The 16,266-nt window shown below is 37.7% G+C and carries 13 protein-coding genes; 6 read left to right on the forward strand and 7 right to left on the reverse strand.

Annotated features, from left to right (window positions below; translation table 11 throughout):
* Positions 1 to 102 precede the first annotated feature (102 nt).
* Positions 103 to 570, forward strand: coding sequence for a DUF1499 domain-containing protein (locus tag DBO93_RS05525; RefSeq protein WP_108455431.1), 468 nt, complete (start codon positions 103 to 105; stop codon positions 568 to 570).
* Between the two features lie 233 nt (positions 571 to 803).
* On the opposite strand, the gene DBO93_RS05530 is transcribed toward DBO93_RS05525, so the two are convergent.
* Positions 804 to 1,706, reverse strand: coding sequence for an HDOD domain-containing protein (locus DBO93_RS05530; protein WP_108455432.1), 903 nt, complete (start codon positions 1,704 to 1,706; stop codon positions 804 to 806).
* Between the two features lie 128 nt (positions 1,707 to 1,834).
* Positions 1,835 to 2,740, reverse strand: a complete 906-nt coding sequence (locus tag DBO93_RS05535; protein ID WP_162533731.1) for a LysR family transcriptional regulator — start codon at positions 2,738 to 2,740, stop codon at positions 1,835 to 1,837.
* Between the two features lie 134 nt (positions 2,741 to 2,874).
* Between DBO93_RS05535 and ppc the strand changes: the two genes are divergently transcribed.
* The 3 genes from ppc to DBO93_RS05550 all read left to right on the forward strand — a co-directional run bounded on the left by ppc (position 2,875) and on the right by DBO93_RS05550 (position 6,602).
* Positions 2,875 to 5,436, forward strand: a complete 2,562-nt coding sequence (gene ppc, locus DBO93_RS05540; RefSeq protein WP_108455434.1) for a phosphoenolpyruvate carboxylase — start codon at positions 2,875 to 2,877, stop codon at positions 5,434 to 5,436.
* Between the two features lie 213 nt (positions 5,437 to 5,649).
* Positions 5,650 to 6,141: a DNA/RNA non-specific endonuclease gene (locus DBO93_RS19100; protein WP_108455435.1), complete on the forward strand. Its 492-nt coding sequence runs from the start codon at positions 5,650 to 5,652 to the stop codon at positions 6,139 to 6,141.
* A complete protein-coding gene (locus DBO93_RS05550) occupies positions 6,054 to 6,602 on the forward strand; it encodes a DNA/RNA non-specific endonuclease (protein ID WP_204100698.1) in 549 nt (182 codons plus the stop codon). Before DBO93_RS19100 ends, DBO93_RS05550 begins: the two co-directional genes overlap by 88 nt.
* A gap of 158 nt (positions 6,603 to 6,760) precedes the next feature.
* On the opposite strand, the gene DBO93_RS05555 is transcribed toward DBO93_RS05550, so the two are convergent.
* Positions 6,761 to 8,044 (reverse strand): lytic murein transglycosylase, encoded by a 1,284-nt coding sequence (locus DBO93_RS05555; protein WP_108455437.1) that lies wholly within the window; start codon positions 8,042 to 8,044, stop codon positions 6,761 to 6,763.
* Between the two features lie 252 nt (positions 8,045 to 8,296).
* Between DBO93_RS05555 and DBO93_RS05560 the strand changes: the two genes are divergently transcribed.
* Positions 8,297 to 9,079, forward strand: a complete 783-nt coding sequence (locus DBO93_RS05560) for a phytanoyl-CoA dioxygenase family protein (RefSeq protein ID WP_108455438.1) — start codon at positions 8,297 to 8,299, stop codon at positions 9,077 to 9,079.
* A 199-nt stretch (positions 9,080 to 9,278) separates the two neighbouring features.
* Here the strand turns inward: DBO93_RS05560 and DBO93_RS05565 are convergent, their stop codons facing one another.
* From DBO93_RS05565 to dnaK, 4 genes are all read right to left on the reverse strand, one after another.
* Positions 9,279 to 10,151 (reverse strand): MYG1 family protein, encoded by an 873-nt coding sequence (locus DBO93_RS05565; protein ID WP_108457762.1) that lies wholly within the window; start codon positions 10,149 to 10,151, stop codon positions 9,279 to 9,281.
* Positions 10,152 to 10,458: 307 nt separating this feature from the next.
* Positions 10,459 to 11,025, reverse strand: coding sequence for a hypothetical protein (locus DBO93_RS05570; protein WP_108455439.1), 567 nt, complete (start codon positions 11,023 to 11,025; stop codon positions 10,459 to 10,461).
* Positions 11,026 to 11,190: 165 nt separating this feature from the next.
* A complete protein-coding gene (locus DBO93_RS05575; protein WP_108455440.1) occupies positions 11,191 to 12,804 on the reverse strand; it encodes an endonuclease in 1,614 nt (537 codons plus the stop codon).
* 355 nt (positions 12,805 to 13,159) lie between these two features.
* The gene (gene dnaK / locus DBO93_RS05580; protein ID WP_108455441.1) at positions 13,160 to 15,055 is read right to left on the reverse strand and encodes a molecular chaperone DnaK; all 1,896 of its coding nucleotides are present in this window, start codon (positions 15,053 to 15,055) and stop codon (positions 13,160 to 13,162) included.
* A gap of 353 nt (positions 15,056 to 15,408) precedes the next feature.
* Here dnaK and DBO93_RS05585 point away from each other — a divergent pair, with 353 nt between their 5' ends.
* Positions 15,409 to 16,176 carry a Crp/Fnr family transcriptional regulator gene (locus tag DBO93_RS05585; protein WP_108455442.1) on the forward strand — a complete coding sequence of 256 codons (768 nt, stop codon included), beginning with the start codon at positions 15,409 to 15,411 and terminating at the stop codon, positions 16,174 to 16,176.
* Positions 16,177 to 16,266 lie beyond the last annotated feature (90 nt).

The raw sequence follows: 16,266 nt of genomic DNA on the forward strand, positions 1-16,266 counted from the left end.
ATTAGCTAACAATGCTTACTTAAGCACTTGAAATAAAAAAGCAGATAATAAGATCAGACTCCATTATTATAGCGCTTATATATACATTTAGGAGTCAACACCATGAACAAATGTTCACAAGTTTTTTTCACCAGTATTATTTTATCAAGTTTAATCGCGTTAACCGGTTGTTCATCAAATGCGCCCATTTTAGGTGTTGATAATGGCCAATTAACGCCGTGCCCAGATAAACCTAATTGTGTTAATAGTTTTGCAGAAGATGAAGCGCACCACATTAACCCGATTGTTTCTAAAGGATCTGATGGTGTAGTTAAAAATAACATTTTGAATGTTATTAACTCGTTGGAAAACTCGAAAGTTACCGTGACCGAAAGTCGTTATGTTAGAGCTGAGTTTACCTCAGACCTTTTTGGTTTTGTTGATGATGTGGAGTTTTACTTCCCTGAATCTTCAATGTACCAAACAACTATACATGTTCGTTCAGCGTCTAGACTTGGGTATTCAGACTTTAATGTTAATAGAGAACGTGTTGAGTCACTTAGACTTAAGCTAGAAGCACTTGAAAAGTAAATTACTTTACTAAATTGAGTTCGCTATATTAACTTGTTTACGTTTAATAGCGTCATGAAATAATGTGGCGTTTATTTTATTGATTTGGCGTAGCGGTTTTGATAACAAATCATTATTGTTAATAACCTAAAGTACCATTTTTCTCGATAAGAATCGGCTGAAATCTTTCAAGCTTATTGTCTTTAGTCTTATAAATGGTCTTATAAATATTCTGATATTGTTTAAACGAATTTTTAAATTATGCTGTTTTCTATTTCAGGGGCTTTATGAGTAAACTCAAGCCAAATACTTTTATCTATGGCATTTTTAGTGAGTATTTTATCGCACTCAGCATCAGACATTATGCCTTTATCTACCATTAAATATAATTCAGTTAATTGATTTGCTTTATACAACAATGCAGCTAAAGCTGAGCTGGGTTTAGTTTGTTGTTCTTTCAAAGCTTCGCAGTAAATTTTTGGTAGTTTCCACTCAATGGCTATTAGATAACTAATGCTAACCGACATTTCAGTCATCAATTTTTTAAATACGGTTGTGCCTGGCAGACTTGATAATTCTTCAGCTAGCGCATGTGATAAGCAATCAAACACGATGACTTTTCCAAGATCGTGAATTAAGCCCAAGAAGTAAGCATCGAAAACGTTTTCATCATGCTTTGCCGCTAAAAGCTCACAAAGCGTTGCACAATGTACACAATGAAGCCAAATTTGTTTACCAAACATAATGTAATAAATCGGCTTGCTTGGAATAACTTTAGCCATTAAGAGCGTAGTGGCGATACGTAACAGACCCGATAGCCCTAAAAAAGTAATAGCACGATTTAACGAGACTATTTCTTTGTCACCGCGATGATAAAGGGCGGAGTTGGCTGCTTTTAGAACAGCTAAAGCAAATGCGGGGTCTTGCTCAATTATTTTAACAAAGCTGAGTACACTTGTGTCGGGATCGTCAATTGCATTCAACAAGCGAACTAACATCGCGGGTAGTACTGGAATTTGTTGGCTAAGGCTAGAAGGGGTATTTAAAATAAGCTTAACTTTTTGCAGTACTTTAGTTTCTAGCTTACTCATGGGGATATTAGTATTAATATCTCCGAACATAATGTCATAAAAGTTTGTTGAAATGTTAGTTAGCATTTGAATATTTCCTTATATTCTATAAGTCGACATTATTGAGTTTTTAGGTAAATAAATACTATAAAGTTAAAGTAACTATATCATTTGGTAAAAAATTGTCGATAACTTAGCCATATTTTTACACATTGTTACAAATTATTCTGTACGGCTGTTGATAAAATATCGTCGCCATTTTCTACCATGAACTTATGAAAAGCGTTTGCGAGTAGGGTTGGCTGTCGAGAGGCGTTTTGCACTAATCGCCATTTACTGCGAATGGGAAAGTGATCAACATTAATAATTTTCACCCTTGGCATAATACCAAAATCTAAACTGTGTTTGCTAAGCACAGATATGCCTAAACCCGCTGCAACCGCTTGTTTTATGGCTTCACTACTGGCAATGGTCATTTTTTCATTTAAGGTCAGGCCATGCTGTTTAAATAGCTCTACGGTATATTCGCGAGTACCAGAGCCTGCCTCACGCAAAATAAATGGGTAATGGCTTAAGCGCGCTAAACTCACTTTTGGAAATTGTGCTAACTCATGATTTTCAGGCACCACTACGACCACTTCATTATCTAAAAAAGGTGTTTCAAGCACTTTTACATTTTGTGGAATATTACTGAAAATATAAAAGTCATCTCGATTATCAATGAGTCGACTTTGTATTTTTTCTCGGTTACCTATCTCTAACTTAATTTCGACCTTTGGATGTTGCTTGGCAAAGGCGGCTAGCAACAAGGGTAAAAAATATTGTGCAGTGGTAACAACTGAAATTAATAAGGTGCCTGTGATCACGCCTTGTAAATTATCTATATCAGTTTTGAGATTATCTAAACTTTGAAATATGGTATTTGCACTGCGCAACACTGCCTTACCTGCATCGGTTAGGGTTAGTTTTCGCCCGTGCATTTGGTAGACAGGTAAGCCGATTAAATCGCTTAAATTCTTTAACTGAATAGACACTGATGGTTGCGATATATGCAGATTTTCGGCAACAACTGACAAACTTTGATAACGTGCCAACGCTTGAATAAGTTGTAATTGCCTCATTGTTGGCTGCCGGTTTGACTGCAAATTTAATGGCATATAGATTTTTGTCTATGATAAAGATTAATTTTATATATTAGACTCTATTTGAAATTAATTCTACGCTTATGTTACTTAGCTTAATAAGAGAACAAAGTATGTTAGAAACCATATCACAAAATATTCGTTCACTTGGTTCGGTACTGGGTAAAACCATTGCCAATGATAAAGGCCAGCGTTGGCTAGAAAATGTTGAGCGTGTACGCTTACTTGCCAAAGATGGTGTTGCACAAGACACGCTTGCTATTGATGAGCTACAAACCTTATTTGAATCTTGCGATGAACAGGACTTATTAATTTATGGTCGCGCGTTTAGCCAATTTCTGAATCTGGCTAATATTGCAGAGCAGCAACATACCACTAGCGAACAAGGCTTAGCAGAGCTTGATTTACCACACCCATTAGCCTCTTTAAAAGAGCAAGTGAATGGTTGTACGCCAGAAGCATTTTTGTCAGCCATTAATAAACTCCATATTGAGTTAGTGTTAACTGCGCATCCAACAGAAGTTAATCGTCGTACGTTTATTCATAAATACCATGAAGTTGCAGAAGAATTAGCGCAATCAGGTGCTGATTTAAATGGCCGCATTGAAGAGTTAATTGAACAAGCGTGGCACACCAGTGAAATACGTTCGCAACGCCCAACTCCATTAGACGAGTCGCGCTGGGGTTTAGATGCTATTCGCGATAGCTTATGGTTTGCTGTACCGACTTTTGTGCGTGAGCTTGACGAATTATGTCGGGCGGTTACTGGCCAAGCATTACCTTTAGATGCAACACCAATAACTATGGCAAGTTGGATGGCAGGTGACCGTGATGGTAATCCGTTTGTTACTGCCAAGTTAAGTAAACAAGCGATTATTAATGCAAGGCTGCTGGCGGCTGAGTTGTATTTAATCGATTTTCAAAGTCTCTATCTTGAGCTTTCGATGAATAAAGCCAGTGATGAATTAATCGTTGCGGATACTGATAACATTGGTCCTTATCGTCATATTTTAAAGCAAACCATTGCACAACTAGAGCGTAGTGTTTCGCTGTTGAAAGAAAATAAAACTAGTGGCGTTATCGCTAGCCCAGAAGCATTGCTCAAGCCTTTAGTTATTTGTCGTGAGAACTTATTAGCTGCAGGACTCGACCGAGCTGCTAATTCAATGTTACTAGACGTTATTCGTAAAATACATTGTTTTGGGATTTCATTAGTTAAGCTTGATGTTCGCCAACACAGTGAATTTCATGATCAAGCCATTTCAGAAATTACCCAAAGTTTAGGCTTAGGCGATTATTTATCGTGGAATGAACAAAAACGTTGTGAATTTCTTCAACAAGAACTTAACAACCCAAGACCACTCTTACCGAAAGTAACATGGAGCGAGCAAACGCAAGAAGTGCTCGATACGTTCAAGTTCATAGCAGAACAACCTAAAGAAGTATTAGGTATCTATATTATCTCGATGGCCAGTGAGCAAAGCGATGTTCTAACGGTTAACTTATTAATGAAGGCGACAGGCCTTACTTGGGATATGCCGATTGCACCACTGTTTGAAACCCTAGACGATTTAAACAGTGCCGCAGGTGTTATTGATAAGTTATTAACCGATAAAGATTACACAAAACGTACGCATGGCGCGCAGCACGTAATGATAGGTTATAGTGATTCAGCAAAAGATGCTGGCGTGCTAGCTGCAGCATGGGCGCAGTATCAGGCTCAAGAAGCATTAGTTGCAGCAGCTAAAAGTCATAATATTGTGCTGAAATTATTTCATGGTCGAGGTGGCACTATCGGCCGTGGCGGCGGGCCAGCTCATGCAGCTATTGCATCGCAACCTCCAGGAACTTTAGAAGGTGGCCTAAGAGTTACAGAGCAGGGCGAAACCATTCGCTTTAAATTTGGTTTACCTAATTTAGCCGTAAGGAGCTTACATTTATATGCCAGTGCAATATTAGCCAGCTTAGTTAAACCGCAACCTGCGCCGAAAGCCACATGGCGAAAAGCGATGGAAGACATGGCACAAAGCAGTTGTGATATTTATCGTGACTATGTCTGTGAGCAAGACGATTTTGTTACTTATTTTCGACAAGCCACCCCTGAGCAAGAGCTGTCATCTTTACCATTAGGCTCTCGTCCTAGTAAACGTAAGTCTGACGGCGGTATTGAATCGTTACGTGCTATTCCGTGGATATTTGCATGGAGCCAAAATCGATTAGTAGTACCCAGTTGGTTAGGTTTTGGTCAGGCGATTTCAGATGCAGGTGTAACGCACAAAGACGCGATTAAAGATATGCTAGATAACTGGCCATACTTTAGAGCCCGTATCTCGCTGACTGAAATGGTGTATTTAAAGTCTGATATTAATATCTCTAAATTATACGATCAAAGCTTAGTTGAAAAGAGCTTACTGCCCATGGGCGAAGCATTAAGAACACAGTTAACCGCGGATAGAAAAACAGTGCTTGAGTTACTTGGACAAACAGAGTCTTTGGAGAGTGATCCTTGGAACCTGACTTCATTTAATTTACGCCGTCCGTACCTGCTACCTTTGCACTTATTGCAGATAGAAGCATTAAAACGTTTACGAAAACAACCTGAACATCCGGTTTGTGAACAGCTATTAATGGTTAGCATGACAGGTATCGCAACGGGAATGCGAAATACGGGTTAGTTTTTAAATGAAAAGCATTACTTAGACTATGAAGCAGCCATTTTCGGCTGCTTTTTCTTTTTTATAACAGTAATAAATGGCGAGTGAATTTTGATGTTTATTTAAGCGCCGTTACGCTTTGCTTACGGTTTTCTAAGGTGGGGCTGCATATTGTGTATTTTTATAACTTGTCTAGACTTAATTATACATTAACAAGGATGGTGGAATTACCCTGTGCGCGATGGTTATCAAAAAGATTTTTTACCTTCATTCAACATTGAGTTGCCTAAGCCAAGCTTATCCCTTTCAGGTGATGTGTTACAACCACCGGGCTTACTGGATGGCAATGTAGTCATTCCTTATATTCATTACTCGCTCATTATGAGTAAGTCTACCAAGCAGGCGCTATTTTCCGCTGCCAATGTTGATAACGCCATTGCGCAGACGGTATCGGGTTATAAAGGTCGTAAATGGTTTATTGATGCGCGTGTCGGGAGAAATAATCAAATAACCAATAGTGCTTATATCGGAACACCGTGGGATAGAGGACATTTAACTAGACGTACCGCAGTTACTTGGGGGATTACAATACAGCATTATCTGCTAGCAATGATAGCTGTGCTTATACTAATGCTTCTATGCAACATAAGTGTTTTAATGAAGACGAATGGCGTGTACCAGAAACAGCGGTTTCTAAATTCAGTTTATCAAAAGACAATAAATTAATTGTGATGACAGGGCCAATTTTTACTACCTGCGATCGCTTTTTAACTAAAGGTGTTGGCTTTGAACCCGTTCGTATACCTTCAGGATTTTGGAAAACCCTTACTTATGTTGACCATAACGATAAGCTCGTTACCTCAGCATATATATTCTTCCAAGATACCGACACGTTAAGAACTACTAAAGCTAAGCAGCGCATTAAGTTAAAAAACTTCCGTGTAACGACAACAGAATTACAATTATGGACAGGGTTAGAGTTCGAAAAACAAATGTTTGATAGTAACCCGCTTTGTTTTTATACCGGCCCAGAAGCCATTAAAGTTAACAGGTTAAAAGATTTATCTAATTCAACAGAAGCCTTATTAGCTGCAGGGGTTATAGAAACTGACGCTTATAACGAAGCAAAATACACCCTTGAACTGAAAGTGCTTTATGAATTGATTGAAGAGTTGAGTTGGTATTAAATAAATAATGTTATTTGCTTTAAGTTAATCGCACACTTTACGATTGACGGACTGAAATCCGACCTACAAAAAGCAATAATTCAACGCTATGCTATTCCCCGTAAGCCTTATTTAGGTTGGATTTTAGTCCATCAAACCAAATATTTATTTAACTATAATTAACTCTGTTTATTGATATCAGTTTTTTCTTCTTCATTTTCACTCATAACTAATTTAATTTTTGAAAACAGAGCTTTATTTGGATATCCATCAGCAATAAGTTGATGTTTTAGTTGGAATGAGCGAATAGCGTCGCGACTTTTCGGCCCCCAAATCCCATCAGGTTTACCGGTTTCAAAACCTAATGTATTGAGTTGGCTTTGTAACGTTTTCATTTCTTCAAAGCTATATCTGTTATCTAACGCTTGTTGGCTTTGCAAAAACTTAAGCCCGTCAACACCAATTAACTTATTTGCTAATAAACCGACTGAAAGCGCGTAACTTTTCGACAAGTTCCACGTCATAATAACGTTGAAATTAGGGTAGAGTAAAAAAGCGGGCCCTTGATGACCAGAAGGAAGATAAAGTTCTGCCTGAATATCGTAGCTCGATAGTGCTTGGTTGTTGGTTTTGGTAACACCTAATTGTTGAAAGTAACTCAGCGGGTAGTATTGATCAAAGCTGACTTTCTCAAAGGCAAAGTTTTCAGGTAATTTAACTTCTCTGCCCCAACGTTCTTGTGCCTGCCAACCTATCTTGTTTAAGTAATTAGCCGCGGTAGTTAGTGCGTCAGCCTCACTTTGCCAAATATCAACGTTGCCGTCATTGTCGCCATCAACGGCATATTTTAAAAAAGCGGTTGGCATAAACTGCATATGTCCCATAGCACCTGCCCAAGAACCTTGTAGTTGCTCAACCTTCACTTTTTCTGTTTCAATTAAAGTGAACAGGTTTAATAATTCTAGAGTGAAAAATTCACTACGGCGTTGATCACATGCCAGTGTTGCTAGCGAGTTAAGCACTGACATTTTACCTTTATGTTTACCAAAAACGGTTTCTAAACCCCAAAATGACACTAAATATTGGCGGGGGATTCCGTACTTACTTTCCAATCTATCAAATAGTACTTTGTTTTGTTGTAGTTTCTCTTTGCCAACTCGGACATGATAATTACTCACTCTGGCTTTGATGTATTGCTCAAAGGTTTGGGTAAATTCAGGTTGTTTTTTATCTAAAGTAATAACGCGTTCAATAGGCGTAATATTATCAATAACGGTTTGAGTTATATAAGTGGAAAATCCTGTGTTTTTTGCACGTTCTGCTAAGTTGATTTTGCACTGCTCAAAGTTTTCGTCAGCAATAGTTGCGTTTGCCAGCATTGGTAGAAGTGCACAGGTCGTTATAAGTTTTCGGTAATTGAAAAAAGTCATAATTTGTTTAACCAGATAATTCGATGCGGTCATGAAAAAAGTATTCCTTAACTAATATTGAAACTGAATTTTAGAAATAATATGTAAGTACAATACCATGGCTAAATATTACATTGATGACAATCTTTAATTATATATTTGATAAAAAATGTGTCTCAACATTATTCAACAATAGGTAGCGGTAATCGTTAGATAATAACAACAAAAGTAAGTTACTGACTAGGCATTCGGTTTTTCAAACGGCTATAATAGCTGTTATAAAATACCCTAGGGCAAGCGTAGTGAATGTTAAAAAGTAGTGGTCAATGGCAGCGCAATTATGAAGAACAAGGTTTCTTTGTGGTGAGGAGTTATTTCAGTGTTGGAGAAATAGCAGAACTTAGAGCCGTGGTGTTAAAATTTCATCAATTATGGCAGCAAGACAATGCTACGTTTTATCAAGAAGAAGCGTTTAATTCTTCACTTATTACCGGCAGCGAATATTTAGCAAGCGACGATAGAATAGCCTTGTTCAATTTTATTAGCTCGAAAAAAGTGATGGATATTGTTGAGTCAGTGATCGCTAACAAACCTGCATTTATGAATACCCAATTATTTTTTAATCCTGTTAATCCTGCCCAAAAAGACTTCTGGCACCGTGACTGCCAGTATGATCATGATCTTGCAGGCCAGAAACTTGCCATTCAACAAACACAAGTACTGCACTTACGAGTTCCACTTTTTGATGAGCTAGGTATGGAACTTGTGCCAGAAACGCATAAGCGTTGGGATAACGAAGAAGAGTTCAATGTTCGACAAGAAGAAAAGGGCAAGCTGAGTAGTGATGATTTATCAACCGGTAAAAAAATAAGCTTAGCTGCTGGCGATTTACTGGTATTTTCAGCTGATATGATCCATCGTGGTTTATATGGCTTAGACCGATTAGCGTTAGATATTTTAGTGTTTGATTCTGCTGGAGATTTTGTTGATTATGTGGACGATGATTGTTTGCCAGATAATTCGATGCTAGATAAAATTGCTGATCCTAGGCTATTTATGAATACCCTAAATTTAAAATCGGCTACTTAGTATATTGCTCACAAAGCAAGTTAAGCAAAGCTCAATTAAGTAAAACTCAGTTAAGTAAAGCTCAGTTAAGTAAAGCTAAGCGAAGTTATAATCCCTGAACTGCACAATTTATCATTGGCTGATTTATAAAAAAGGCATAAGTCACTTTATGACATTATGCCTTTTTTTATCGTTTTATAGTTATATCATTAACTCAATACTAGGGTGTTTCTAGCGCGATAGCTGCCATTTTCATGGTACTTTCAAATGATTCTGCACCGGCGATAAATAAGCCATTGTGACAGAACATCGCATCGTCGATACCGGTAACTTCTTGCAGCGCTTCGTTCGACAAGCCAGCCCATGGAGCAGGTAATGATTTTCTATCTTCGAATGATCCTGGTTCAACCGGCACGGTTTGAATACGCCATGGGCCAGATCCTGATGGGTAAACCATATATAAAGCTTGTTCAGACAGTTTATGTACTGTTGTTTTCCAAGGTGTGTATTTTTCTAACACAATCACACGTGGATCTTCAGCTTTCTCAATTGCTTCAGCAACGATTGATTTAGCACTGATACCACCGTCAGCAGAGGCGATAAAACGCGCTAATACTCGCGAGGCAAACTCTACGGCTTCATCGAAACAAGTATCAAAGTGGCTCTCTTCTTGCCAAGTTGGATTAAACATTGAGATGGTCTGGCTAAGACTAATACCTTGAGCAACACCTTCAACATGTCCGCAGTCTATGGCGTCAATAGTTGACACTAAACCTGCATCAACTGAATGAGCAACTTCTTGATTACCTTTACATATTTGTAAACCATACTTTTGCCAAATTAAACCAAATGATGAATAAGGAATACCATTTTCACGGGCACCTGCACCGCCACGTTGATGATGATCGAAACGACCAGCATCAGCGTCATATTCACCACCTACATCAATAACAATATCTGCTTGAGCTATTACACTTAAGTCACGGGTACGAACTAGGTTAAAAGCAGGGAATACTTGCTTAAGTGCGGCAATACCGAAAACATCGTCAGCATGAAAGTTACCGTTGTGAGTTACTATCGTTATATTATTCAATTGAGTCATTTATATAGGGTCATTTTTGAAAGGAATGAGTAGGTGATGTGAGTTAATTTAGGGTTTAAAAGCCAGCTTAATAAACGCTTTTTACCGTAAAAACTACAGTGGGATTCTATACGAATAGCGCGTATAAAAACAGCTGATTTTTAATCTGTAACTGCCTAGCTAAAATTTGATTTTTATAATGGTGGCTTGGTTGATTATTATTCGAGATATTTACTTTCGATTTATTTGATAAATATGAAGGGAGGTCGCACTTTAAAAATGCGACTGTATAAATTTTATCAATTCACAATTCACATTTTTATTTAATTTCTATTATTGGTAACCAACGATTGGCTGGCTCTAGGTCGTCAATGTCATGCGAAGTAATAGGGGGTAATGTTGTATTTTGTGGCGGCGCTGCCAAAAGATTTAAGTCAACGGCCATAGCGGTGCCAATTAATTTATCTGAGCTGAGCTTAAAATTATAATAAATACCTTGATAAAAATTAGCGCCAAATTGAGATGCTTTTTTGTACATGAATAATAGGTCATGTGAAAGCCAATTAAAATCTGTTGTGGTGATATTTCTCGGGCTACTATATGGGTAAGCAAGATGGCACCATAATTCAGGCCCTTCTAAGCATTTCATTTCTTTCATCGACAAAAAATAATCTTTAAATATTTGGTGTTCAATATCCATTTGATAATGAATTTTTTCTGCTTTATTTGAGAAAGTAACTGTACCGATAAAATATTTATCTCCCTTATTATCAACTAAATGTATTTTTTTTGTGCCTTGGTAAAAGTTATCCGGTTGAATAAGATCGTGTTGTGTAACACAGGATAATGTAAGCAAGGCGAGAAAAAGTATGATGTATTTATGCATTTTAAAAGGCCTTTAGCGATAGTGTTTAGTTACTTTAAAGGAATTATAAAATGTGTATATAACACTTAGGGAGGATTTTTATCTTTATTGAAGTACTAGTGTGCTGAAGTAAATAAAATGAAATGGTGCTTGTAACACCATCTCATTTGTAAAGGTATTATGAGTTTACGGCCAAATTTTCTCTACATACTCAGGGTGGTCAATAAACGGATTACGGTTACCTTGATGTAAATAAGCGGCTTCGTTTCTATCAATTTCTTTTTGACTTACTGGGTCGTTAGCGTGCCAGCGTAATAGCATATTTAGCTGCCATGTTTCGAACACTTTATTACTACTGCCGTCTAATATAGCATCGCCGTAAGTGCTATTTGTTTGCCAATTTGAAATTACATCTTGATAGCGAGTTGCCATGTAAAGTTGAGCGCGTGCTAAATCACCTTTAAATTCATCAATAGGTTCAAATACTGTGCCGTTATAACCTAATGCTGCAGTGGCTGAGCCGAGTTTACTATTGTTGGTAGAAGTGAACGTTGCACTAGCTACTTCACCATAAGGGAAGCCACTGCGCTTTGAGTTTACAAAACCATCGGTAGCAAAAATATGATGAATATCTGAATTCATTGGCTCAATTTTTCCGCCAAACCAACTTTTAGGAAATGAATGTTCTCGATTGTAACAATCACCTTCACCGCTATAAGAACCACATTGATTAGTCACTTTTGTATAAGTATAACTATCGCTGCCAAAAGGTTTTTCTGAGTAAATATCTAAAATTGAACCATCGTTATCATAGTAGGTATCTAAGGCGTTATTAGCATAAAAGGTCCAAATCGCGCCATAACCTTGAGCCGTGTGGTTGTTAATTAGATTGTGTAAAGCGGTTTTTAAGCTGTAGCCAGTTTGTGTGGTAATGCTTTGATAATAAGTGCCTTCATTACCGCCTGAACCACCACCCGTAGTACCTAGGGTAAAGTTTTTACTTTCTGTTTGGGTAAACGTACCGCCTGAAACAAGGGATGTACCCGAAAGTGAAATATCATACGAGCCATTGCCATAAGTACAGCATATTCCATCGCCATAGCTGTCGTTTATGGTGAAGGTATAGTCGCCATCAGCTAAACAAAAATTTTCGCTGTAGCTAGTAGAGTTACTTAAGTTGCTACCACTAGCTTGCTCTACGTTGCTACTGTTAGTGATTGACCAGCTAGTTTCATAGCCGTATTGATCGGTAGTTAAACTAAACGCGATATCATTACTTGAACAAGCTGAGCCACCTGTTCCTGCACTAGTGGTGGGTTCAAAATCATCAATATATACGGTTTCAGCACCATCAAACCCAGTGGAGTCATAAAAGCGTAAGCCAATCGCTATTTCTTTTGTGGTAGTTGCTGCATATGTATAGCTAACTTGTTGCCATTGATTGACTAAATTTGGGTTCGAATAGCCTCGATAGCCGTCAGCGAAAAGTCTCGCTTTTACGCCGCCTTCGGTGTGATATACCCAAACTGAAAAATCATAACTTTGCCCTGCAGTAACCGCAATATTTTGTAAAAAGTCGGTCGAGCTTTGTGTCACGGTATTAACCGTTATGGCTGCGGAGCTGGTGCCCGTTTTAATTATATTGGTATTTTGGTTAACGCTGATGCCAGAGTCAACGGTAGTCCAATTGTCGGCGCTGGCATTTGACCAGGCTTCAAAGTTGCCATTTAGTACATCTGCATTCGCTAGAAAGCTGAGGCTACTGAGTAAAGTTAGTAGTAATTTTTTATTATGTTTCAAAGAATGTTCCTTCTTTTTAATAGCTGTTACAAACGATTAATTGAAATAACCGTCTATTTATAAAAATATTTAACCAATTAGTTAAGATTTATTTTTATTGTAAAGTTTACGTTTTGTTGGTTTTTATTTACAAAATGTTACAACTTTGCTCAGGCATAGTGCCTCAAAAGTTATGTTATTAAAAGTAAATGTTGGTGGAGGAAAACGGTAATTGTGAGGCAGTTGACTAGATGGTTTGTTTTTATTGGAAAAAATAATAAAAAACCCTGATAAAAATATCAGGGTTTTGTTATCAGCATTTATCAGTTAATGACAAGCCATTTCTGATTAACCATTTTCGATTAATCAATACTGGTTAGCCATTGCTAACATCTTCAAAGTCAGCATCAATAACATCATCGTTGCTGGCTCCGTCATTTGCAGCTTCGCCTTGATGTTGCGTTTGTTCTTGTGATTGCTGCGCTTGTGTCATGCTAGTGTAAGCCTCTTGTAATGCTTTTTGTCGCATTTCAATAGCGTTTTTATCATCACCATTAACAGCCATTTTTAATTGTTCAATCAAGGTTTTAAGCTCGCCTTGTTGATCATCGCTCAAGCTAGTCATTGAAGTTTGCACGGTATGAATTAATTGATCTGCTTGGTTACGTTGTTCAACTAATTCACGCTTTTGCTTATCTTCAGTAGCATGCATTTCTGCATCGTTTACCATACGATTAACTTCATCTTCCGTTAAACCACTTGATGCGGTAATTTTAATGCTTTGCTCTTTACCGGTTGCCTTGTCTTTTGCGGTAACATTTAAAATGCCATCGGCGTCAATATCAAAGGTAACTTCAACTTGTACTGAACCGCGTGGGCCAGGGCTAATATCCGTTAAGCTAAATTGTCCTAACGATTTATTATCGGTTGCCATTTCACGCTGACCTTGCAACACATGCACAGTTACCGCAGGTTGATTGTCTTCCGCCGTTGAAAACGTTTCAGAAGCCCGAGTAGGTATTGTAGTGTTTTTATCAATAAGCTTGGTCATTACACCGCCTAAGGTTTCAATACCCAATGATAATGGTGTTACATCAAGTAATAGCACATCACCAACGGTTCCTGACAATACACCCGCTTGAATTGCTGCACCCATAGCAACAGCTTCATCAGGGTTTACATCTTTACGTGGTTCTTTTCCAAAAAAATCTTTAACCGCTGCTTGTACTTTTGGCATACGTGATTGACCACCAACCAAAATAACTTCGCTAATATCGCTTTTGCTTAAACCGGCATCTTTTAATGCTTGTTCACAAGGGGCGATAGTGCTTTTTACCAAGTCATCAACTAATGACTCTAATTTAGCGCGGGTAACTTGCACTTTTAAATGCTTAGGACCACTTGCGTCAGCCGTTACGTAAGGTAAATTTACGTCTGTTTGTAGTGCTGATGACAACTCGATTTTAGCTTTTTCAGCGGCTTCTTTAATGCGCTGTAGTGCTAAAGGATCTTGTTTGATATCAATACCACTTTCTTTTTTGAATTCATCAGCCAAGTAATTTATTAGGCGTAAATCAAAATCTTCACCTCCTAAAAAGGTATCACCATTGGTGGCTAACACTTCAAACTGTTTTTCACCGTCAATATTGGCTATTTCAATAATAGAGACATCAAATGTACCACCACCTAAGTCATAAACCGCTACTTTTTGGTCGACTTTACTGCTTTTATCAACGCCATACGCTAATGCAGCAGCCGTTGGTTCGTTAATAATACGCTTAACATTAAGCCCCGCAATTTTACCCGCGTCTTTGGTTGCTTGTCGCTGTGAATCATTAAAGTAAGCAGGTACGGTAATTACCGCGTCTGTTACTGTTTCACCTAAATAAGCTTCGGCATCTTTTTTCAATTTACGTAAAATTTGAGCTGATACTTCTTGAGGTGATAAGGCTTTACCATTCACTTCAACCCAAGCATCGCCATTTTTTGCTTTAATGATTTTATAAGGCGCAAGTTTAATATCTTTTTGCACTTCTTTATCATCAAATTTACGACCAATTAGACGTTTAATGGCAAATAAAGTGTTTGCTGAGTTTGTCACCGCTTGTCTTTTTGCCGGTTGACCCGCTAATGTTTCATTGTTGGCATAAGCAACAATCGATGGTGTAGTGCGGCTACCTTCTGAGTTTTCAATGATTTTTGCAACACCAGCTTCCATAACTGCTACACAAGAGTTTGTTGTACCTAAATCAATACCAATAGTCTTAGACATAATAATCACCTATTTTTAAGAACTTCATAAAAAGGTCTGATGCTTTATGGCTATATTCCAGTAAGCAATTTGACCGTAAAAACAAACTTGTATTAATGGTTTAAAGCAAGCTGTTTGGTTAGTGGGGCTATAATACGGAAGGTGGGAAAATGCTTCTGTCACAAATATGACAGTTGTGATGACTTTTTCTTTTACATAAAATGTAATGTTATTTTAAATATAAAAATCAATAAATTAATTGTTATTTTTTATAAAGTTTAATCAAGTGAAGGGCAAGATTGATTTTTGCTATATAGCCACAATACAGTAGAATAAAACCACATGCTTACGCTATAGTTCAAACCTTTGTACCTATGAATAAAAATGTTACGCACTTACCGCAAAAAGCCAGCCCAACATTGGTTAAACAAGCGAATATTTTTGCCGACTTACCAGCAAAATTAATTGAAGACTTTCAACAAGAGTTTCAACTTAGTGAATGGAAAAAGGGCGATTATTTTAATTCAACCTTATTAACCCAACGATTTTTTGTGGTACTTGATGGCAGCATAGAAATCAAACAAAGTAATCCTGAGACTGGCAGAGAAGCGACTGTAGATATGCTTTATGCTGGTGATTGTTTTGATTTAATGGTGCTATTAGATGATAAGCCTCATGATGTGATTGTTTCGCCATTAACAGCAGTTAAACTGTTGTCGGTAAAACTTGCCACTATGCGAGATTGGCTATGGAGTTATCCAGAATTTAATCAACAGTTTATGCCTTACTTAGCGCAAAAGATGCGCGAAAAAGAACAGCAGGCTAGCAGTTTAGTTTTACACGATGTCACCACACGTTTGAGTCGTATTATTTTAGAGCACATTAACAAAATTAAATTTTATACCGGCACAAAAGCCCATGAACATCAGCATCATTTAGTGAATGGTTTAAGCGATGAAACCTTAGCGCGGATGACTGGCTCTGTCAGGCAAGTGATTAACAAGCAATTACAGCATTGGAAAAAACAAGACATTATCGATAAAAAGCGTAATCAGCTGATTATTAAAGATTTAGAAGCCTTAGAAAAAGCTGCAAAATATACCGACTCTCTAACTAACGCACCTTTGCGTAAGCCGGAATAAATACCGTCGAAATAAAATTAAGCAGAAATATAGAGGGGTAGAGGGATAGCATAAGCTGTGTATTGAAGATAAACAGCTTATGCGCAATAA

This window comes from Colwellia sp. Arc7-D (assembly GCF_003061515.1).
Lineage (GTDB): Bacteria > Pseudomonadota > Gammaproteobacteria > Enterobacterales > Alteromonadaceae > Cognaticolwellia.